The organism is Streptomyces sp. NPDC007983 (assembly GCF_042958345.1).
Taxonomy (GTDB): Bacteria; Actinomycetota; Actinomycetes; order Streptomycetales; family Streptomycetaceae; genus Streptomyces.
Genome location: NZ_JBIBJI010000005.1, coordinates 194,138 through 213,246, shown reverse-complemented (window position 1 = coordinate 213,246; position 19,109 = coordinate 194,138). Strand labels below are relative to the sequence as shown.

Sequence of the window (19,109 nt, the reverse complement as noted above, 5' to 3'; positions counted from 1 at the left end):
CGTGAGGCCCCCGGCTCAAGCCGCGGCGATGGGTTCGAAGCGGACGGTCAGGCCGCGCCGGTCGGCAGGGGTGAGGAGGTCCGGCCACTCCGGTTCGCCGAGGATGCCCTGGAGCATCAGGGGGTTCACATAGACCAGGGCGGATTGCAGGATACGCAGGCACAGGACGAACGTCAGGTGGGCGAGGGTGAGCAGGGCCTGCCAGCCGGTGCTCAGGCGCCGCCAGCGGGTACCGAGCACGCGGCGGTGCTCCCGCAGACGAGCAGTTAGGAAGCGCAGGGCAGAGCTGGACAGGTCCAGCCCGGACGGGTGGAATGGCTCACGGCCCGATCCGCCGCTTCCGTCGGCCATTCACTGATCATGTGGCGCTGCTGGGCCTGGCGTCGGGCCCGTCCGGTGCGCAGAGCGCGGGTGAGTTCGCCGCGCAGCTCACCCCGGCCCTGGACGTAGAGAGCCTGGCAGACGGATGAAGTCCCGCAGCTGCGGGTTCTGGCCGGTCTTTCCGGGCTTCGGACGGGGCCGGTGGGCATCGGCTCGGGCCCGGGCCGTGTGAGGGCGGCAGTGGCCGCCTGCCGGGTGCCGGTTACGGCGGATCTCCCGGCTGACCGTGGACGGGCTGCGGCCCCAGCTCCGCGGCGATCGACCGCACGGTCGCCTTCTCCCGCGGCCGGTCGGCGATGTGAATGCGGTCTTCCTCGCGTAACTATCGGGACGGTCCGGAAGGCGCTGCCGCCGCGTTGATCGGTGGCAGCGCCTTCCGGTTTCCGTATGCGTGACGCCCGTTGTGCCACTTCTGGCCGCTCCGCTTGCCGATCCCGACGATCCGGCGCGCTTCCCGGCTGCTCACACCCTGCTGCATGAGCCGGGAGTATGTCTCCCGCCCCCGGGTGAGCTTCTTCCTGCCCTGAGGCTCAGGGCACGCCCCGGCCGATCACTCGTGGTCGAAGACCAGAACCGGCTTGATGGTCTCGCCGTGGTGCACGTCGGCCGCCGCCGTGTTGATGTCGGCGATGGAGTACTGGCGTACCAACTTGTCCAGGGGCAGGCGGCCCTGCCGGTACAGGCCAATGAGCAGCGGGATGAGAGCCTCCGGATCGGCGTCGCCCTCCGTCACTCCGACGATCTTCTTGCCGGCCAGGATGTCGGTCACGTCCACGGGCAGCTCGGTCCCCTTGGGAGCCGCGCCGACTACGGTACAGGTACCGAGGGGGCCGAGAGAGTCGATCGCGGAGCGCAGGACGGTCATGTTCGCCGTGGTGTCGATCGCGTAGTCCAGGCCCGCTCCGCCGGTGATTTCCCGCAGCACCGCGGACACGTCGTCGGTGGCCGCGTTCACCGTGTGCGTCGCCCCGAGTTCCTCGGCCAGGGCCAGGCGGGATTTGACCCTGTCCACGGCGACGACGGTACCCAGGGGATTGAGGGCTGCCGCCATCAGTGCCGCGAGGCCCACCGCGCCCACTCCGAAGATGGCCAGCGAGCTGCCGGGAGACGGCTTGAGGACGTTCAGCACGGTCCCGGCACCCGTCTGGATACCGCAGCCCAAGGGGGCGAGGAGCTCAAACGGCATGTCGTCGTCAACACGCACGACACTGCGTTCGTCGGCCAGGGCATGGGTGGAGAAGGAGGACTGGCCGAAGAATCGCCCGCCGATCGGCTGCCCGTCGCGACTCAGCGGATGGGTTCCGTCGGTGCGGACTCCGCCGTTGAAGATGTTGGCACGGATCCAGGTCGCACAGTAGGCGGGGTGGCCGGCGCGGCAGTGGGAGCACCGCCCGCAGGAGGTGAAGGACAGGACGACATGATCGCCCGGCCTGACTCGGTTCACATCGCCGCCGACGAGTTCGACCACTCCGGCACCCTCGTGACCGAGCACACCGGGAAGGGCGAACGGGAGGTGGCCGGCCTGGACGGTGAGGTCGGTGTGGCACAGCCCGGCCGCGACCATGCGAACCAGCACCTCGTTCGGGTGCGGTTCGTCGAGTTGGATCTCCTGGAGAGCGAAAGCGGCACATGGTGCCTCTAAAACGGCGGCGAAGGTTCTGGTCATCTGCTCGTCCTGTTCTCTGCTGCGTTACACGTGGATGGGATGAGGGCCTGCCTCCTGGGCCCTGTGGGAACGGGGCAGCGTCTGGGCGGTGATCCGCTTTCCCGGGGCACGGGATGCGAGGACGGCTCTGTCGCTGACGGCGTGCACCAGGTGCAGTCCGTGACCGCCGAAGCGGTGCCGGTCGCCTTGGTTCACCGTCGGTTCGGCGGTGGAGGTGTCTCACACGGTGATCGCCAGTTCGCGGTCACACAACTGCAGGATCGGCCCGCATGGGCCGGGTGCACATATCGCGTTCGTGACGAGTTCGCTGACGACGAGTTCTGCGTCCAGGGCCAGAAAGGCCGGCACGGGCGGGCGGGCCGCTCAGCGGGACGCGGGCGAGAAAGGCGCGCACAACGCGGCGTGCCTCAGCGGCGTGGGCCACTCCGCTGTCCCAGGCCACGTCAGAGCGCAGCGTGGCGTGCTCACCCAGGCCCTGCTCGTCTGCCGCCTGATTCTCAAGTGGAATGACCATGTAGGGCTCTTTCATCGCACTCGCCGCCCTTGAGCGGCATTTGCCCCGCGTCTACCCCGGAGCGAACCGCGTATACCGGGGCAGGATCGCGTCACGCCCACCCCCCTTCGGATGCGTCCTGGCGGTGCCGTGCACCGAACGGTGGCCGGGCGGGGGTGCATCCATGCACGGCTGCCGGCCTCGCGAGTTGGCGGCTTTCGCCTGACTGCCTGAGCCTGACGTTCAGCCTCGCCTGTCAACCGACCTGCTGATCTGCGGTTCTTTCCGCGACAGCGGAGGCGGCCGTTCTCCACGCTTCGAGATGTCGAGTAACGAAGCATGAGAGAACGGCCGCTGCGTATGAGTCTCCCCGTCCCAGGGCCCGCAGGCGAGGCGTTGGACGCCTTGTCGCGCTTCCCCGCCGGCGGTTGAGCACCGGCGTGGGCACGGTGCTACGTACGCGGCGTTGGACCGGGGCGCCCCGACCAGCGACGACCGGCTGTTCTGCCACGTCTGCGGACGCGGTGCCCGCAGCAGGGACCAGTTCGTGCCGGGATGGCCGTACTCCTTCGTCGCCGCCCTGGAAACGGGCCGCACCTCCTGGGTCGCGCTACTGGACGCCGTGCGTCCTGGGCCCACCGACGACGCGACCGCCGTCATGGCAGCCCGCGATGCTGTCGAGCGGTTGATCCACGCCGGGCAGTGGGAGCCGGGAGATCCCGAGATCCTGATCGTCATGGACTCCGGCAACCCCGAAACCGGTCTGGCTGTGGTGCTCGCGCACCGGCGTGACCGGCGCCGGCCGGCTTCGGCCGGGAACTGGTCGAGGATGCAGACAGGCTGCCCGAGGGATCTCTTGTCTCGTCGTCCTGATGAGCACCACGGCCTGGGCCCAATGCGGGCGTGGAGCAACGGAAATCGTCAGGCCCGTGGAAGGGCCACCGCGCAAGGACATCCTCCGCAGGCAGCTCGAACAGGCACCATTCGCCAGTCCCGGGTGCTGAGCGCGGTCGCCGAACTGGGCTACTCCCCGCACGGCTCGGCGCGCATGCTGAGGGCCGGCCGGAGCAACATCGTGCTGATGCCGATGCCCGACGCCGCCGACGGCGGCCTCACCGGGAACGTCACCACCACCCGCAGCATCGCCGATGCCTGCGGTCGCAACGGCGGCTCCTTCGGTTCCAAGGCGATGGCCCCACAACGTGATTCTGTCGGCGGGGGTCGTTCCGTGCCGCGGATATTGATGGCCCTCCGCGCGTTGGGGTGGCAGGGACAACGATCCCGGGATGGCTGTCTCGGCTCCTGCTCCGTACGGTACCGGTGATTCGGCCTCGCCCACGGCTTACTCGGGCCCTCGTTCACTCGCAGGAGTGCTGTACGAACCCTCGCGCGCTGGGCAGCAGGTCGGTGTCCACGGCACGGCGTCCGTGCTAAGTGTCCTGTGCCATCGAGCCCGGACCGTTCGTCAGCGAAGTTGGAGGCCAGGCATGATCAAGGTATGGACATAGCGGATCAGCTGGCACGAGCTGCAGGCGATGGCGACGTAGCTTTGGTCGCGCACCTGCTGGGTGCCGGTGCCGAGGTGGATGCCCCGATTAGCGCTGGGCGCACGCGTACCGCGCTGGACCTCGCGGTGCAGGCTGGGCACACCGAGACTGTTCGTGTGCTCCTTGCTGCGGGAGCAGATCTGCGGCAGCGGGCAGGAGAGTACGGCGAGTTGACGCCGCTGTGCCTGGCGGCGATGCGCGGGCACACGGCAGTGGTGAAGGTCCTTCTTGACGCCGGCGCCCCCACCGGTGCCCAGGGCAGGATGGGTTACGTGCCACTGGTGCTGGCAGCAACGGCCACAGAGCAGGGGCACCCGCAGACCGTGGATGTGCTCCTATGCCATGGAGTGGACATCAACGGGGTGATGAAGGACAAGACACCCCTTGAGTGGGCGGCCGCCTTCGGCCAGGTGCAGATGGTGCACCAACTGCTCGCCCGAGGTGCGACACCAACAGCGAAGGCACTGAGCGGGGCCCGCGCAGGCGCCAAGCGGTATCCGGAGGCCGCAGAGAAGTACGCGCTCATCATCGACACCCTGCACGCTGCGGATATCGAGGACTGAACCACCAGCCGTCCAACTTCGCTGACAAACAGACCAGGTTCGATGTCAACGGACACTCAGCGGCCGGGCACCCGTGCGTGCCCTGTGGGATCTGTGCGGCGCACAGCCTATTTCCCCAGGTAGACACGGTGATCTGTGAGGGTGTGAGGTGGTGCTGACGGCCGTGCTTTCCGTTCGCCCTGGTCCGGCACGCTGGCACGGAGGACGATGTGACGGCCGGGCTGCGGAGGCGATGGACGATGTCCGGCGCTCTGTCGCGGTGCTGGCCGCCCGGGTCCGCGACGCTCACACCGCTCGGGTGTGGCTCCCGCTCGGCTACGGCTCGTGGGAGGCGTACTGCGGTGCGGAGTTCGGCATCAGCCGCTCGCAGGCGTACCGGCTCCTGGACGTCGCCCGCGCCTTGGCCGCCATCCACGGTGCCGTCGCCGCCGGCACCGAGACCTCTCGCACGCGAGACGGTCGTGGGTAGCCGGACGAGTCCCGTTTCCGTGTCCGGGGCGCCGTCGTTGGTCTGATTGAGTGATCGAGGACAAGCTGACCTCGCGGACCTTCGGCGCGGGCGCCGGGGTGGCGGGCGCGGTGATGGTCAGCGGGATTGCGGAGATTCGGACCGCTCGCTCCCCCGGGCCGCCTCACTTCCAGTTGGCGCGCCCCCAGGCCAGCAGATTGGTGAAGCCGTTCCCGCCAGACATGATGTTGTCCTTGTCGAAGGCCACCCGAGGAAGTCAGACTCCTCCTGGCCGCTCACGACACCGATGAGGCGCGGATCGTTGCCCCATCACCCGAACATCGGCCCGCCGGAGTCGCCCGAAGATATGTCCGCGGTGTCCGATTCGAGCTCGGCCCCACCGGCGTCATCCGAATCGAGATCCGTCACGGAGACACCTCCTTGGAAGGAAGGCCTGTTCGCGTTCGCGATGGCGCCCGGGTAGCCGATGACGCTCCACCACGGCTGGTCTTCCCAGGGCTCGGCATAGCCGTTGTAACCAAAGTAGCCAAGCCAGGAGTCGAGCGGATCGAACAGCCTGAGGATCGCCCAGTCGTAGCCGGCCACGTGGCCGCCGGTGTCGATGCCGTACGCCTCCGCGGCATCGGACTCGACGCCGGCGCCGTAGAGCGACGTGCCGTCGTAGTAGGCCGGGACGAACCGCATCCAGGGATCCTTCCCCTTCCACGGCACCATGTGCCCGGCGGTGACGACGATCCGGTCTCCGACCAGCGCGCCCGTTCCTGAATAGCCCTCACTGTTGAAGATCCGGCCCACCAGCCCCCACGGCCAGGCGGGGTCGCGGAATGCCCATCGGTCGTCCCTGCCGAAGACCCAGAGCGGCGTCACACGCGTCCCGTTAAATCGACGCAGGAGGTCCGACCGGTCCAAGGCGGGGCGCCGGGGGACGTACACGATGTCACTCCACGAGGGCCGGAAACCCGTGAAGGAGGTCTTCGAATCGATCTCCCGTGCGATCGTCTCGGCTGGTACGCGCCGGAGTGCGCGCAGGGGTCTGACGCCATTGAAATGGCTGTCCACGGGAACCGCGACGCGCCAGAGGGACTCGCCTTCCACACGTTCCACTCGCACTTGCGGCGCGTCCGTCGACGGTACGTAGGAAACGCGGTGCATGGCCACTTCCTGGAGCTCGTCCGGCCTTGCTCCCGTACCGAGGACCGGGCGCCGTGCCTGGACTTCGGCGAGCGTGTCGGGAGGAATCTGATCACCTAGGAATTCTTGATGATGAGGACTCATCACAGTGCTCCTCAGCAGTCCGATCCGGCCGGCGAACAGCAACGCCGCACCCTCACCGGCCGATGCGTCGGAGCAGGGGCGCAGGCCGCCAACCACTCTCCCTCCAGGATCCGCTCCGAACGGGGAGGGTCGCAAGCCGGGCCGGCGGGGACTCCGGGCCGTCGAAAGAATGGAGTTGCAGGCAGCCTTCCACGAACAAATCATGAGCTTCCACCCACCCGCCTCGAAGTGATCAGAGACGGATGGATCGCGATCTTCGGATCGGGCATCATCCCTTGAGACGCCTTGACGCGAGCGTTAGTTGTAGGAGGTCACGACGTTGGTGACGGCCTCCCTGAGCAGTGCTGCCGGTGGCTTTCCTCCCGCTGCACTGTGAGGTCGGTGGTAGTTGTAGTGGACGTTCCATGCTGCTAGCGCGTCGTGACGCTGTTCCTCGGACAGCCATGTGCGGGCGTAGAGGAACTCTTCAGCGATGATCCGGTTGTACCGCTCTACTTTTCCGTTGTGACGGGGCGTGTACGGCGTGATCCGCTGGTGCCGGGATCCGAGCAGAGCCCGGGCAAACGGTTCGGCGCGACCTCGATGCCGTCGGCTTGGAGCTCGAAGGCGATGCGAGAGGCTGACCACTTGTGCGTCCGTCGAAGTGTTTGGATCTGGGTTGCTGCCTCCGCGCTGGTCGCGGTGGGTTGCTGTATTGCTGTCGACGGCCGGTCGAGCAGGCCGGTCTCGCCGTAGCGACGCCAGCGGTTGACCCACTTCGATGCGCAGGCTCGGGAGATGCCCATCTCTGAGGCGACATGCGCGACCGGTCTGGTCTTGCAGCGTTCAACGAGACGACGGCGTCCCTCGACGCTGAGAGGAGCGTTGGCGTGGGCCACGGGTCCCTTTCTCGGGGTGACTATGCGCAGGGCGTCGGGGCGAGCTGGTGTCGCGCGACGCCTACAGGTACTGCGCTTGGCCGTGGCCGAAGGACCAGTCGGCCTCGCGGTTCTCGTGGACCACGATGAAGACGTTGTGGGGCGCAACGCGGGTCTTTTCCGTGAGGCGCTGACAGACCTGTGCGTACATCTGCCGCTTTTGTTCGTCGGTCCTGCCGCGTCGCATGGTGATGTCGATGTAGACGATGCCGTCGTCGCGCGGGATCTCAAGGTAGGTGCCGTGCCGGAGCGTTCCGGTCACGCCGTCATGGTTGGTCAGGATCTGGAACCGGTCGTCGGGCGGGAAGCCGATGGACTCGGTGAGAGCCTGCTGTATGGCGTTTCCGACCGCTTCGAGTTCGGCTGGCGGCATGCGCAGTACGTCGATACGGACGAGTGGCATAGAGATCAGCCCTCCTGGTGGGTCAGGAGTGCGACGATCCCGTCGATGGAAGCCGTCATGACTCGCGGGTCCTGTCGGGCACGAGCGAGCACGTAGCTGCCCTGGATCGTAGCCACCAGAGCAGCCGACACATCCCCGGGCACAAGGTGCGGCGCGATCTGCCCCGAACGGTGCGCCTCGTCCAGCAACTGACGCAGACGTTCCGTCAGCCAGGAGAAGAATTCCTCGACTGGGCGCCGCAACGCTTCATCGGTGACCACATCCGGGTCGAGCGCCATACGTCCGACGGCGCAGCCTCGCAAGGCATCCCGCTCAAGGCGCAGGTAGGCAATGACCCGATCCAGTGCCGGCGCGGAGCCACCGAAGGTCGCCTCCGCTCGCCGACGCATGTCCTGCGTTGCGGCAGTGAGTGCTTCGATCGCAAGCCCTCGCTTGCCATCAAAGTGGTGGTACATGCTGCCCTGCCCCGCGTTAGCGTGTTGCTGGATTGCTGCGGGGCTGGTGCCGACGTAGCCACGATCCCAGAGCAGGACTCTTGCGCTTTCGAGAAGCCGATCACGATTGGTCATGGCGAAACTGTACACACTAGTAGGTACAGAGTCTCACTCTGTCAACAACGTGCTGTCCCGCAACAGCTAGGCCGTTTCGTTGTCGGTGTCAGTGGTGCTGAATGACGACCTTGCCGAAGCGACCACCCCGCTCCATGGAGGATGCTGCGACGGGCGCCTCCTCGAAGGGGAAGACGCGGTCGATCACCGGCCGCAGCTTGTACGCCGCGATGACCCTGATCATGTCCTCCAGGTCGCTCCTGCTGCCGCCGCCGATCGCGCGCAGCGTTGCGCCGCTGTAGGTGAAGTCCAGGAGGTTCATGCCCGTCGTGTCATGCGCGAGGTGGCCGACCAGCGAGATGACGCCGGCGTACGCGATCGCTGCGATCGACTGCGCCCTCGTCCCCGCGCCGCCGACCTCTACGATGACGTCGGTGCCCTGACCAGCGGTGAGCTTGCGTACCTCGTTGCCCCAGTCCGGCGTGGAGACGTAGTTGATCACGTTGCTCGCACCCAGTTCGAGGAGTCGCGCTGCCTTCTTCTCGTTGGACGTCGTGGCGATCACGCGGGCTCCCGCGGCGCGGGCGAGCTGAAGGGCGAACAGCGAGACGCCGCCCGATCCCTGGACCAGCGCCGTGTCCCCGGGGGTCGGCTTCTGTCAGCGCCGACCAGGCTGTTACCGCGGCACAGGGCAGCGTCGCCGCCTCCGTGAAGTCCAGGTGCCCGGGCATGGATGCCGGCCTCTGCTCGTCGATCACGACGTACCGGCCGGATTTGGGCATCCTGGACAAGCGCATGCGGGTGGGGGCTGGTCGTCGGTGCCGGGAATCCCAGTGGGCCCGTGGGCGTCCCGGCGGCTGGCCGCGAGGGGCAGCCGGTGGACTACGCCTGGTCGTTCCGCTCGCGGTGTCCGATTTCGACTTTCGACGAGTGCGTGGAACGGCGGGTTCGAGCCCGCTGTCGTGCTGCTTCCCGCAGAGAGGGCTACTGCGCGTCGAGGACGCCGGGGGTGTCGTGGAGGACCGCGCTCTGCTCGAGCGGGCAGTGGACTCCGAGTTGGTGGCGGTGGCTGCCATGGCAGCCACCGCAGCGGTGGAGACGCTCGCGGTCGGCGGAGGGGGGCAGGAAGAATAGTGTGCCAGGCCACCATCGAAGTGACCATCTATCAGCACCTCGGGGTGACTCCAGCCGCGCCACTTTGCGATTGGCAGGGCCTGAGGCAACGGGCCGCCTTCCTCGAAGCCCTGGCCGGCGGCATGCTCGCCGCGCGTAGTGGATCGTGGGCTGGGTGGCGCTCGGGCGACGCGCGCCGTGGCACCGGTGCTTGGGGGAGTGGCCGGCGCGGCCGTCGCCGTGTGGTCGGGAACCGCCCGCCGCCTGGGCTTGCGTGTTGAAACTGATCGGTTTACGGTGGTCGGAAACTGATCGGTTTCTCGTCATGGGGCGAGATCGAAAACTATGCTGACAAGGGGATCGGATGACTACCGCGCGCGACGCCGATCGGCAACCGCCGGCTCCGGAGCTTCCGGCGAAGCTGGCTGCGCACCCGTCGGTGCAGGCCGTACTCGCTCGGCGCAGGGCCGGTGACGTAGCGAGCCCACCGGCGGTGATCGACGCGGGCTGGCTGCGCGAACTGTGCCTGGCGGCCGGTGCGGACGACGCGGCCGCGGTCAGCTTGGATCACCCCGACCTGGCCGGCGAGCGGGAGCACGCGCTGGCCGCGTTGCCCGGTACCCGCACCCTGATCGCGATGGTGGTCCGGATGAACCGCGACAACTGCCGCTCCCCGGCTCGCAGCGTGGCCAACCAGGAGTTCCATCAGACCGACGAGCAGGCCAATCATGCCGCCCGCAGCGTTACCCAAGCATTGCAGGACGCCGGCTACCGCGCGCTCAATCCGTCTGTCGGCTTCCCCCAGGAGATGGACCGCTTCCCCAACGAGCGGATCTGGGTGGTGGCGCACAAGACCGTCGCGGTGGCCGCGGGGCTCGGTGTGATGGGTCTGCACCGCAACGTCATCCACCCCAAGTTCGGCAACTTCGTGCTGCTGGCCACCGTCCTGGTGGACGCCCAGGTGAGCGAGTACGGGCAGGCGCTGGACTACAACCCCTGCATCGACTGCAAGTTGTGCGTCGCCTCCTGCCCGGTCGGCGCCATCAGTAAGGACGGAGACTTCGACTTCTTCGCCTGCACCACACATAACTACCGAGAGTTCATGAGCGGGTTCACCGACTGGGCGCAGACCGTGGCCGACAGCCAGGACGCCGCCGACTACCGCTCCCGGGTCACCGATTCCGAAAGCGCATCCATGTGGCAGAGCCTGGCCTCTCCGCCCGGCTACAAGTCCGGCTACTGCCTGGCCGTCTGTCCTGGCGGCGAGGATGTTCTCGGCCCGTACCTGGAGGACCGCAAGACCTTCATGGACACCGTGCTGCGACCGCTCCAGGAGAAGAGGGAAACCCTCTACGTCCTGCCGGGCTCACACGCGCAGGAATACGCTCAGCGCCGCTTCCCCCACAAGCCTGTCAAAGAGGTCACCGGCGGGTGGCAGCCCCCGGCGAAACGCTCCGCGTCCTCCTGACCCGGCGCACTGCGCCCGCACCCGTACCCGGTCGTGAACGCCCCCGCCGGCGTCGGCGAACACTGGAGCCTGCTCGTACTGCATGAGGCGCCTTCGGTATACGACGCCTACAAGGGCTCCGTACTCGCGCACGGCGCACCTCTCACGTCATCCGGCCTGGTGCCCGACTCCTCCGATGGAGCTTCGAGCGCTCGTCGGATGGCCCTCGCCGAGTCAGGAGCGCCACCGTTCCGTGGCGGTCGGGTCCGCCGAGGGGCGAACGTTCCGAGGGCCGCCGGTCTGCGACGACGCCGTCCGGTCTCCTCCCGAGTAGCTGTGTTGTCCAGACCGGAGTGAGCCATGAAGAAAATCCACCCCTTCCGCGTCCTGCGAGCCAAGCCGCTGTGGATCGTCAACGGCGCCATCACCGGCGTCCTCGCGCTGCTGTTCACCGTGTTCTACGTCGGCGCCAACATCGATCCGGCCGATCACATGAAGAAGCTGCCCGTAGGTCTGGTCAACGTCGACGCGGGGGCCGCTGTCGGCGGCAAGCAGGTCAATCTGGGAGCGCGGATCACCGAGTCGATCAAGAAATCCACCACGAGCGGGGACAAGATCGACTGGAAGATGATGGACGAGAAGGAGGTGAAGGAGGAGATCGGCGAGGGCAAGCTGTACGGCGCGCTCGTCGTGCCCGGCAACTTCACCTCCTCCGTCACCGCACTGACCGGCACCGCAGGCCCCAAGAGCCCGGTTCGCCCGGCACTGACGGTGCTGACCAACCAGTCCGCCGGCAGCCTGGGCTCCAGCCTGGCTCGGGCGGCTTCGACTACGGCGGCCGAGAGTGCCTCGCTCCAGCTGGGCAAGGAACTGACCGCGCAGACCGTGGCCGGGCAGGCGAAGCTGCCCGCCGCGGCGCGCGTCCTGCTGGCCGACCCGGCCGCCGTCACGGTTGAGGACGGCCATCCGCTCGACCCGCACAGCGGCCTGGGCCTGACCGCGTTCTATTACGCGCTCGTCCTCGTGGTCTGCGGCATGCTCTCCGCCAATGTCATCAGCGGCCAGACGGACCACGTCCTCGGCTACACCCACAACGACATGGGCCCACTGCGCCTGCACCGTCCGCTGATCCGGGCGACGAGAGCGCAGACCCTCGCCATCAGCAGCACACTCATGATCGCTCTGGCGCTGCTGATGGGCACCCTGGTCATGGTCGGCGCGATCGGCATCATGGGGATGGCCGCCTCCCACCTGCCGCTGCTGTGGCTGTACTCGGTGTGTGCCATTGCGGTCTCCGGGATCGGTGCGCTCACCCTTCTTGCCGTGTTCGGCACGCCCGGCATGCTGGTCGTCACACTGGTCTTCATCGGGATGGCGGTGCCGACGGCCGGTGCCACCACCCCGATCGAGGCGCTGCCGGGCTTCTACCGCTTCCTCGCGGAGTTCGAGCCGCTGCGGCAGATCACCGGCGGCGTCCGCTCGATCCTCTACTACGACGCCCAGGCCGACGCCGGCCTGGCCCGGGGATGGGTGATGATGGCCGTCGGTCTCGTGGTGGCCGTGCTGTTCGGCTTCGGCGTGACAGGCTGGTACGACCGCAAGGGACTGCACCGCATCCCCGTCGAGACGAAGCCTGATGAGACCGCCGTCCCGGCGTAGCGGAACGTCGCCCCCGGGCCGGGGCCTCGTGTCGCGCGGAGCCCTGGCACAGTTCAGGTGTCCGATCGACTGTGCGCGGCGCCGGACATCGCCCGAGACACCCTGAAAACCGATCGGTTTTCATTTCACTGAAATCGAGTTATCCTCCCCCTATGAGCACCGAGGTGAAGCCCAGTTCCCGAGAGCGGCTGCTGGAGGCGGCGGCCACGCTCACCTACCGAGACGGTGTCGGCATCGGCGTCGAGGCGCTGTGCAAGGCGGCGGGGGTTTCGAAGCGCTCGATGTACATGCTGTTCGACAGCAAGGAGGAACTGCTGGCGGCGAGCCTGGAGGAGCGTGCCTCTGCCTTCGTGGCGAGGCTCCTGCCTGCGGCGGGCGATGGCCGCTCCCCCCGCGAGCGGATCCTGCGCGTCTTCGAGAACGTGGAATCGGAGGCGGGTGCTCCCGAGTTCCGAGGCTGTCGGTATCTGGCGGTGCAGATCGAGCTCAAGGATCAGAGCCACCCTGCGAGCCAGGTGGCGCACCGGATCAAAAGAAACCTGACGGCCTTTTTCCGGGCCGAGGCCGAACAGGGTGGCGCGAGCGATCCGGACCTGCTGGCCCGGCAGCTCAGCCTGGTCTTCGACGGCGCCAGTGCTCGCGCGGGGATCGGAGCCGACAACCTCACAGGGCTCATCGCGCCCACTGTGGTCACCCTGCTCGATGCTGCGGACATGCGCTGAGGCATCGACTCTTCGGGCGGCTGGGTGACTGATGTGCTCTACGAGTGCATGGCGGTCTCCGGCGGCCGGAGCAGCTCGCACGGCGTCATTCCTCCTGGCGCTCGGGAGGAACCCGAGGGTCGTAACCGTGTAGTCGGAGCATGCCCTGCGCCAGGAAGGTCGTGGTCTGGCCGGCATCCGCGCCCAGTGATGCAGGCGCACGGTCGCATTGGGCGGAGGGTCTGCTCGCAGCCCTTCCTGTCGTGAACGCCTCTGGCCCCTGCTGTGGCCGAAACGGGACCCTCCGCCGGTGGATCAGCCAATCCGGACATAGTCGGCGACGCGGTCCGCGATGAGTTCCCTCCTGGGCTTGCATGTGAAAACCGATCGGTTTACCGTGGCGGAAACCGATCGGTTTCTCAGTGGCTTCGGGAGTTCATGATGACGGCAAATCGGCCGATCGCACTCGTGACGGGTGCGTCATCCGGCATCGGGAAGGCGGCCGCGCTCGCGCTGGTCGAAGCGGGTTTCGACGTGGTCGGCACAAGCCGCGACACCTCGCGCGTCGCCCCGGTCGACGGAGTGGCCTTCCTCGACCTCGACGTGGCCAGTGACACGTCGGTCAGCGCGACGGTCCAGCAGGTGGTCGACCGGTTCGGGCGGATTGACGTCCTGGTCAACAACGCCGGTATCGGCTTGACGGGCGCGGCCGAGGAAAACTCCGTCGCGCAGGCCCAGGGCGTCTTCGACATCAACGTCTTCGGCGTCATGCGCATGGTGAAGGAGGTGCTGCCGCACATGCGAGCCCGGGGAGGCGGACGCATCATCAACCTCTCCTCCATCTTCGGGCTCATCCCGGCGCCGTACCTGGCTGCCTATGCCGCGTCCAAGCACGCGGTCGAGGGGTACTCCGAGTCCTTGGACCACGAGGTCCGGGAACACGGCGTGCGGGTCCTTCTCGTCGAGCCCGGCGGGACCAGCACCAGTTTCGAGGCGAACAGTACGCAGCCCGACACGCCCCTGCCCGTCTACGACAAGCAGCGTCGCGTCGCCGATCAGGTGATCGCCGCGGCCGTCAGGGACGGTGACGACCCGGCCATCGTCGCCAAGGCGATCATTGCGGCAGCGACAGATACCCATCCGAAGGTGCGGTACACCGCCGGCCCGATGGCCGGGCGAATCAGCACGCTGCGCCGCATCGTTCCCTCCCGGATCTTCTACAGCCAGATCCGCAAGTACAACCGGCTGGCCGGCTGACGCCCGCCCACGCCGGCCCAAGCACGCCCACGAGCAAAAGAGGCGCAGGGAGCGGCGCATCGCCTGAGCGGGCCGGAGGTCCTGCGGGGGAACAGTGCGGGAGAGTCCCCGGTGCGATGCTGACGCATTCCCGCACGGCGCCGGCCTTTCGGGGGCGTCATGCGGCCATCACCACCACGAGTTCAGCCCTGACTGCGGCCCAGGTGTGTAGCGGAGGTACGCATGGTCCGGCTCCTGCGCTACTCATGGGAGGAGTCCGGGGCTGTTGCCCGCGCGACAGAGCGCGGATTGCAGTGGTGGACGCCTCGGGCGGCTGGCAAAACGTCAGCCGGTCTACTTGCCGGTGTCTCTCGTCGGTGGAGAACTACTGCGCGTCGAGAACGCCGGGGGTGTCGTGGAGGACGACGCTGTGCTCGAGCGGGACTCGTCCCATGCGGAAGCTGTTGGCCGGTGCGGCCTCGTCGGCGGTGCCGAAGGAGATGCCGAACAGGAGCTTGAGCTCCTCGGGAACACCCAAGAACTCGCGGATGGTGTCGGCGTAGAACCCGAGCATGGTCTGCGGAATGCCGTCGAACCCCCGGGCCGTCAGTGAGAGCAGGAAGTTCTGCGCGTACATGCCGATGTCACCGGCCGCCCGCACCCCGTCTCCGAACGCCGGCACGAAGAGAAGGGCGACGTGGGGCGCGCCGTAGAAATTCAGGTTCTCCCGGGCCGCTGCCTTCCGGGCTGTCCGGTCCGAGCGCGGTATCCCCAGAGCCTGGTAAAGGGTCGCGGCATGGTTGTGCGCCCGGTCGAGGTAGGTGCCCTGGCCGAAGTCGGCGTAGTCGAAGGTGAAATCGTAGGAGAACCGCTCCTCGTCATCGGCGTGGAGCAGTTCCTTGCTCAGGGCCTCCCGCGCCGCGCCCGAGACGACATGCACCGTCCACGGCTGGGTGTTGCAGTTCGACGGGGCGGTTTGAGCGTCTTCCAGCACGCCGCGAATGTCCGACGGCGACAGCGGGGCGGGCAGGAACTTCCGAACGGAGCGCCGGGCCCGCACGACATCGGCGAAGGGCATGGTTGTGGTGGGCAGCAAAACGATTCCTCTCAAGTGGGCCCAGTTCGCGTGATCGCGGCTGTGCCTCATGGGGGTGGTTGTGGCAAGGGGTGGCAGTGGCGGGTGTGTCAGCGGTGGAGGGAGCGGTTGAGTTCGACGACCTCCTCCAGCGTGGGTGTGGAGGTGAGGGTGGTGAAGCGCTCCATCTGGCGGTCGCGGTTGCGCGGGGCCTCGGTCCGGTCGGCCGCCTCAAGGGCCGGCCCCAGGTCCTCAAGGTCCAGCTCGGTGCAGTAGGCGGGAGTCATCGGCTGCTGCCGCCAGGAGTCGGCCAGCACGCCCGCGTCGAACGGGTCGAAGCCGCTCTCGTCGACGAGGCGCATGCCCACGTGCCGTGCCTCGTCGGAGTCGGCGGCGACCGGGAGCGCGATGCGGCCCGGGGTGCCGGCCGGAACGCCCTTGGTCTGCAAGGTGCCTGCCAGGGCGGCGTTCCATGCCTTGACCACGGGGCGCCCCAGCTGCTCGGCGACCCACAGGCTCTCCACCTGGCCGGCCTCGACCGCGTTGATGGGGCCGTTGAGGTGGGGAAAGTAGTTGGAGGTGTCGATGACCACGGTCTCGCTGGGCACGGAGGCGAAGAGGCCCGCCACGTCCGGGATGCGGGCGAAGGGGATGGAGAGGATGACCACGTCCTTGCCCTGGACGGCATCGGCCGCGTGTGCCGCGTGCGCCCCGAACTCCAGCGCAGCGGCATCGATCGTCTCCGGCCCTCGGGAGTTCGCCACCTGGACGTCGTGTCCGCCCGCGCTGAACGTGCGCGTCAGGGTCGTCCCGATCGCTCCCGTACCGATAACGCCAATTCTCATGATTCGTCCCTCTTGAAGTCGCGCCACTCCTGGGGAGGAGATGGCGAGGTGTGCTGACGGTGCGGCGAGACACCGCCGTAAGGTGCTCCGGCAGCCCGCCGTGCGGTGAGTGGCTGGTGGCCTACTCCCCGTTGTCCCGCTCGCGGTATCCGCTTTCGATGAGTGCGCGCAGGCGGTCGAGCGATTCCTCGTCGGTGGCGCCGGTGCCCTTGATCCAGGCAACGGAGACGGCCGCCAGGAACAGGTCGTACCCCTGCACCGACGAGCGCGCGTGCCCGGTGAGCTGTGCGGCCCGCACGTACTCGTCGGTGGTGGCGATCAGGTAGTCGCAGGGCAGGGTGAGCGGGTTGTCCGGCTCCTGCTCCCTGGCCGCGGCCATGAGCGGCTCCGGCAGTCCACTGAAGGCACTGAAGTACTCCTCCATGGCCCGCAGCCACTGCCGCAGCGCCTCGGAAGCATCACCGAGCTGCGCTATGTCAGCCCGGCGGGCCACCAGTTCCTCGGAGCGCGTCTGCAGCACCGCTGCCAGCAGTGCCTCCCGGGTGGGGAAGTGCCGGTACAGCGTGCCGGGACCGACTCCCGCCTCCTTGGCCACCGCCTCCAGCGAGGCGCCAACCCCGGACCTCAAAAAGTGGCGCTGCGCCGCTTCCAGGAGGGCCGCACGGTTGCGCTGAACGTCCGCCCGGGGCCTTCGCCCCTGCTGCCCGTTGACGCTCATCCGTCTTCCTGCCTCACGTGATGTTGCGGTCCCGGTAAAACGGAGGCTGTCTCCGTGCAGGGTCGAGCGTAAAGCGGAGGCAGTGTCCGGTCAACTCGGCCCCCGCCTCGCCGGCGCCCGGATCGCGGCCAAGTCCTGTCGATCGGCGTCGCGCGCGAAGGTCGTCGTCGCGATAAGGCTCGACCGCCTTGCGGGATGAAACCGATCGGTTTACGGTGGAGGAAACCGGTCGGTTTCTTGCTTGGGAGGCAGTCGTGACAGCAGTCGAGGGCGCAACCGCTTTCGTCACCGGAGGTGCTCGCGGTATCGGCAAGGAGCTGGTCGAGGAGCTGTACGCGCGCGGTGCCGGCAAGGTCTACGCCACGGCCCGTGACCCGCGCACGGTGACGCACCCCGATGCCGTTCCGGTGGCGCTCGAGGTCACCGACCCGGCGTCCGTGGCGGTAGCCGCCGAGCAGGCCCAGGACGTCACCATTCTGATCAACAACGCCGGCGCCTCGGTCCGGGCTTCGTACCTCGACTCCGCGATGGAGGACGTGCGCCGGGACCTGGAGACCAACTTCTACGGGCCGCTGCTGGTCACCCGGGCCTTCCTGCCGATCATCGAGCGCAACGGAGGGGGCCACATCCTCAACGTCCACTCCGCCCTGTCCTGGCTGGCTGACGGCACGCCCTACAGCGCGTCCAAGGCCGCGCTGTGGTCGCAGACCAATTCTTTGCGCCTGGAGTTGCAGCCTCGCGGTATCGCGGTGACCGGGCTCCATGTGGCCTATGTGGACACGGACATGACGTCGGCCGTCGACGCGCCCAAGGCGGACCCCCGCGACGTCGCCGTGGCCGCGCTCGACGGTATCGCGGCGGGGGCACACGAGGTGCTGGCCGACGACACCACGCGCCGGGTCAAGTTGCAGCTGGCTGCTGACCTGGAAGCCATGTACGCGCAGTTGACCCAGTAGTACGCGCTTTGCTGATTCAAAGGACATTCTTGTGGAAGGCCCGCTCACCCACCGCTTCGTCGACGTAAACGGGGTCAGGCTGCACATCGCCGAGCAGGGGCAGGGGCCGCTGGTCCTGCTGCTGCACGGCTGGCCGGAGAGCTGGTACTCCTGGCGTCACCAGTTCGGGGCGCTGGCGGCGGCCGGGTACCGGGTCGTCGCCCCCGACCAGCGCGGATACGCCCGAAGTGAGCAGCCGCCGGACGTCACGTCGTACACCCTGCTCCACCTCGTCGGGGACATGATCGCGCTCATCGAGGAGCTCGGGGAGGAGCAGGCGGTCGTCGTCGGTCACGACTGGGGCGCGCCCGTTGCCTGGACGGCGGCGATGCTGCGCCCGGACAAGATCCGCGCGGTGGCCGGGCTCAGCATTCCGCCGATTCTGCCCGGCGGGATGGTCCCGCCCTCGATCACCCGCACCCAGTACGGCGAGGGTTTCTACCAGATTTACTTCCAGCAGCCGGGAGTCGCTGACGCGGAGTTCGCCCGGGACATCCCGGACTCCTTCCGCCGCCTTCTGGTCGGTGCCTCGGGCGACAATCCGCTCGGCAGGGAGCCCCGCCCGTTGGTCATACCCGAAGGTCTGGGCCTCCTGGACACCATGCCGGAGTCGCCCGCTCTACCGGTCTGGCTGACGGAGGAGGACATCCAGGTTTACGCCGATGACTTCGCCCTGCACGGCGATCAGGCGTTCACCGGAGCCTTCAACTGGTACCGGAACATCGAACGCAACAACGAACTGCTCGCGCCTTTCCGGGGGCGCGGCATCGACGTCCCCGCGCTGTACGTGGTGGGAGACCGTGACATGGTCACCGCATTGCGTGACCCGGAGGGAGGCAGCCCGCTGAGCGATCTTTTGCGTGGCCAGGGCGGGTCTCGCAACCCGCTGAGCGCTCTCGCGCCACGACTGCACGGCCCCGTGGTACTGCCGGGGTGCGGGCATTGGACCCAGCAGGAGCGTCCCGCCGAGGTCAACGCCGCGCTCCTCGACTTCCTCGCCCGCATCGATGGCTCGGTGTCCGGATGACGCTACGCAGAATGTGCCTGGCCGGCGTCGT

General features: G+C 67.9%; 17 protein-coding genes and 3 pseudogenes. 9 read left to right on the top strand and 11 right to left on the bottom strand.

What is annotated here, in order from left to right:
• Window positions 1–15: 15 nt before the first annotated feature.
• The 3 genes and pseudogenes from ACFZCY_RS17990 to ACFZCY_RS17980 all read right to left on the bottom strand — a co-directional run bounded on the left by ACFZCY_RS17990 (window position 16) and on the right by ACFZCY_RS17980 (window position 2,047).
• A complete protein-coding gene (locus ACFZCY_RS17990) occupies window positions 16–351 on the bottom strand; it encodes a hypothetical protein (protein ID WP_391174449.1) in 336 nt (111 codons plus the stop codon).
• A pseudogene (locus tag ACFZCY_RS17985) lies at window positions 321–907 on the bottom strand (helix-turn-helix domain-containing protein); the annotation flags it as partial. The gene ACFZCY_RS17990 and the pseudogene ACFZCY_RS17985, both read right to left, overlap by 31 nt.
• A gap of 24 nt (window positions 908–931) precedes the next feature.
• Complete coding sequence (locus ACFZCY_RS17980) at window positions 932–2,047, bottom strand: zinc-binding dehydrogenase (protein ID WP_391174212.1); 1,116 nt, start codon at window positions 2,045–2,047, stop codon at window positions 932–934.
• A gap of 923 nt (window positions 2,048–2,970) precedes the next feature.
• Here ACFZCY_RS17980 and ACFZCY_RS17975 point away from each other — a divergent pair.
• The 3 genes and pseudogenes from ACFZCY_RS17975 to ACFZCY_RS17965 form a co-directional block, all read left to right on the top strand.
• Window positions 2,971–3,318: pseudogene (locus ACFZCY_RS17975) on the top strand (transposase); the annotation flags it as partial.
• A gap of 720 nt (window positions 3,319–4,038) precedes the next feature.
• A complete protein-coding gene (locus tag ACFZCY_RS17970) occupies window positions 4,039–4,650 on the top strand; it encodes an ankyrin repeat domain-containing protein (protein ID WP_391174208.1) in 612 nt (203 codons plus the stop codon).
• Between the two features lie 232 nt (window positions 4,651–4,882).
• Complete coding sequence (locus tag ACFZCY_RS17965) at window positions 4,883–5,119, top strand: hypothetical protein (RefSeq protein WP_391174205.1); 237 nt, start codon at window positions 4,883–4,885, stop codon at window positions 5,117–5,119.
• A gap of 309 nt (window positions 5,120–5,428) precedes the next feature.
• On the opposite strand, the gene ACFZCY_RS17960 is transcribed toward ACFZCY_RS17965, so the two are convergent.
• The 5 genes and pseudogenes from ACFZCY_RS17960 to ACFZCY_RS17940 form a co-directional block, all read right to left on the bottom strand.
• Complete coding sequence (locus tag ACFZCY_RS17960; protein WP_391174203.1) at window positions 5,429–6,490, bottom strand: trypsin-like serine peptidase; 1,062 nt, start codon at window positions 6,488–6,490, stop codon at window positions 5,429–5,431.
• A 201-nt stretch (window positions 6,491–6,691) separates the two neighbouring features.
• Window positions 6,692–7,272: pseudogene (locus tag ACFZCY_RS17955) on the bottom strand (integrase core domain-containing protein).
• Between the two features lie 61 nt (window positions 7,273–7,333).
• Complete coding sequence (locus ACFZCY_RS17950) at window positions 7,334–7,714, bottom strand: tautomerase family protein (RefSeq protein ID WP_391174201.1); 381 nt, start codon at window positions 7,712–7,714, stop codon at window positions 7,334–7,336.
• 5 nt (window positions 7,715–7,719) lie between these two features.
• On the bottom strand, window positions 7,720–8,283 hold the full coding sequence (locus ACFZCY_RS17945) for a TetR family transcriptional regulator (RefSeq protein WP_391174199.1): 564 nt from the start codon (window positions 8,281–8,283) through the stop codon (window positions 7,720–7,722).
• A gap of 88 nt (window positions 8,284–8,371) precedes the next feature.
• A complete protein-coding gene (locus ACFZCY_RS17940) occupies window positions 8,372–8,827 on the bottom strand; it encodes a zinc-binding dehydrogenase (protein ID WP_391174197.1) in 456 nt (151 codons plus the stop codon).
• Between the two features lie 912 nt (window positions 8,828–9,739).
• Between ACFZCY_RS17940 and ACFZCY_RS17935 the strand changes: the two genes are divergently transcribed.
• From ACFZCY_RS17935 to ACFZCY_RS17920, 4 genes are all read left to right on the top strand, one after another.
• Window positions 9,740–10,843, top strand: coding sequence for a 4Fe-4S binding protein (locus ACFZCY_RS17935; protein WP_391174193.1), 1,104 nt, complete (start codon window positions 9,740–9,742; stop codon window positions 10,841–10,843).
• A 339-nt stretch (window positions 10,844–11,182) separates the two neighbouring features.
• Entirely contained in the window at window positions 11,183–12,481 is a 1,299-nt protein-coding gene (locus tag ACFZCY_RS17930; RefSeq protein ID WP_391174190.1) for a DUF3533 domain-containing protein, read from the top strand.
• Between the two features lie 152 nt (window positions 12,482–12,633).
• The gene (locus ACFZCY_RS17925) at window positions 12,634–13,203 is read left to right on the top strand and encodes a TetR family transcriptional regulator (protein WP_391174188.1); all 570 of its coding nucleotides are present in this window, start codon (window positions 12,634–12,636) and stop codon (window positions 13,201–13,203) included.
• A gap of 417 nt (window positions 13,204–13,620) precedes the next feature.
• A complete protein-coding gene (locus ACFZCY_RS17920) occupies window positions 13,621–14,439 on the top strand; it encodes an oxidoreductase (protein ID WP_391174419.1) in 819 nt (272 codons plus the stop codon).
• A 364-nt stretch (window positions 14,440–14,803) separates the two neighbouring features.
• Here the strand turns inward: ACFZCY_RS17920 and ACFZCY_RS17915 are convergent, their stop codons facing one another.
• The 3 genes from ACFZCY_RS17915 to ACFZCY_RS17905 form a co-directional block, all read right to left on the bottom strand.
• Complete coding sequence (locus ACFZCY_RS17915; RefSeq protein WP_391174185.1) at window positions 14,804–15,514, bottom strand: nitroreductase family protein; 711 nt, start codon at window positions 15,512–15,514, stop codon at window positions 14,804–14,806.
• 89 nt (window positions 15,515–15,603) lie between these two features.
• Window positions 15,604–16,338: an NAD(P)-binding domain-containing protein gene (locus tag ACFZCY_RS17910; protein WP_391174182.1), complete on the bottom strand. Its 735-nt coding sequence runs from the start codon at window positions 16,336–16,338 to the stop codon at window positions 15,604–15,606.
• A gap of 121 nt (window positions 16,339–16,459) precedes the next feature.
• Window positions 16,460–17,056, bottom strand: a complete 597-nt coding sequence (locus tag ACFZCY_RS17905; protein ID WP_391174179.1) for a TetR family transcriptional regulator — start codon at window positions 17,054–17,056, stop codon at window positions 16,460–16,462.
• Between the two features lie 254 nt (window positions 17,057–17,310).
• On the opposite strand from ACFZCY_RS17905, the gene ACFZCY_RS17900 reads away from it, so the two are divergent.
• Both ACFZCY_RS17900 and ACFZCY_RS17895 read left to right on the top strand, forming a co-directional pair.
• Window positions 17,311–18,012, top strand: coding sequence for an SDR family oxidoreductase (locus ACFZCY_RS17900; protein ID WP_391174177.1), 702 nt, complete (start codon window positions 17,311–17,313; stop codon window positions 18,010–18,012).
• A gap of 31 nt (window positions 18,013–18,043) precedes the next feature.
• The gene (locus ACFZCY_RS17895) at window positions 18,044–19,078 is read left to right on the top strand and encodes an alpha/beta fold hydrolase (RefSeq protein WP_391174174.1); all 1,035 of its coding nucleotides are present in this window, start codon (window positions 18,044–18,046) and stop codon (window positions 19,076–19,078) included.
• Window positions 19,079–19,109 lie beyond the last annotated feature (31 nt).

What these genes read in the sequence shown, in the direction of transcription:
- ACFZCY_RS17990 (WP_391174449.1), bottom strand. Translation starts at nt 351, where the DNA reads ATGGCCGACGGAAGCGGCGGATCGGGCCGTGAGCCATTCCACCCGTCC.
- ACFZCY_RS17980 (WP_391174212.1), bottom strand. Translation starts at nt 2,047, where the DNA reads ATGACCAGAACCTTCGCCGCCGTTTTAGAGGCACCATGTGCCGCTTTC.
- ACFZCY_RS17970 (WP_391174208.1), top strand. Translation starts at nt 4,039, where the DNA reads ATGGACATAGCGGATCAGCTGGCACGAGCTGCAGGCGATGGCGACGTA.
- ACFZCY_RS17965 (WP_391174205.1), top strand. Translation starts at nt 4,883, where the DNA reads ATGGACGATGTCCGGCGCTCTGTCGCGGTGCTGGCCGCCCGGGTCCGC.
- ACFZCY_RS17950 (WP_391174201.1), bottom strand. Translation starts at nt 7,714, where the DNA reads ATGCCACTCGTCCGTATCGACGTACTGCGCATGCCGCCAGCCGAACTC.
- ACFZCY_RS17945 (WP_391174199.1), bottom strand. Translation starts at nt 8,283, where the DNA reads ATGACCAATCGTGATCGGCTTCTCGAAAGCGCAAGAGTCCTGCTCTGG.
- ACFZCY_RS17935 (WP_391174193.1), top strand. Translation starts at nt 9,740, where the DNA reads ATGACTACCGCGCGCGACGCCGATCGGCAACCGCCGGCTCCGGAGCTT.
- ACFZCY_RS17930 (WP_391174190.1), top strand. Translation starts at nt 11,183, where the DNA reads ATGAAGAAAATCCACCCCTTCCGCGTCCTGCGAGCCAAGCCGCTGTGG.
- ACFZCY_RS17925 (WP_391174188.1), top strand. Translation starts at nt 12,634, where the DNA reads ATGAGCACCGAGGTGAAGCCCAGTTCCCGAGAGCGGCTGCTGGAGGCG.
- ACFZCY_RS17920 (WP_391174419.1), top strand. Translation starts at nt 13,621, where the DNA reads ATGATGACGGCAAATCGGCCGATCGCACTCGTGACGGGTGCGTCATCC.
- ACFZCY_RS17910 (WP_391174182.1), bottom strand. Translation starts at nt 16,338, where the DNA reads ATGAGAATTGGCGTTATCGGTACGGGAGCGATCGGGACGACCCTGACG.
- ACFZCY_RS17905 (WP_391174179.1), bottom strand. Translation starts at nt 17,056, where the DNA reads ATGAGCGTCAACGGGCAGCAGGGGCGAAGGCCCCGGGCGGACGTTCAG.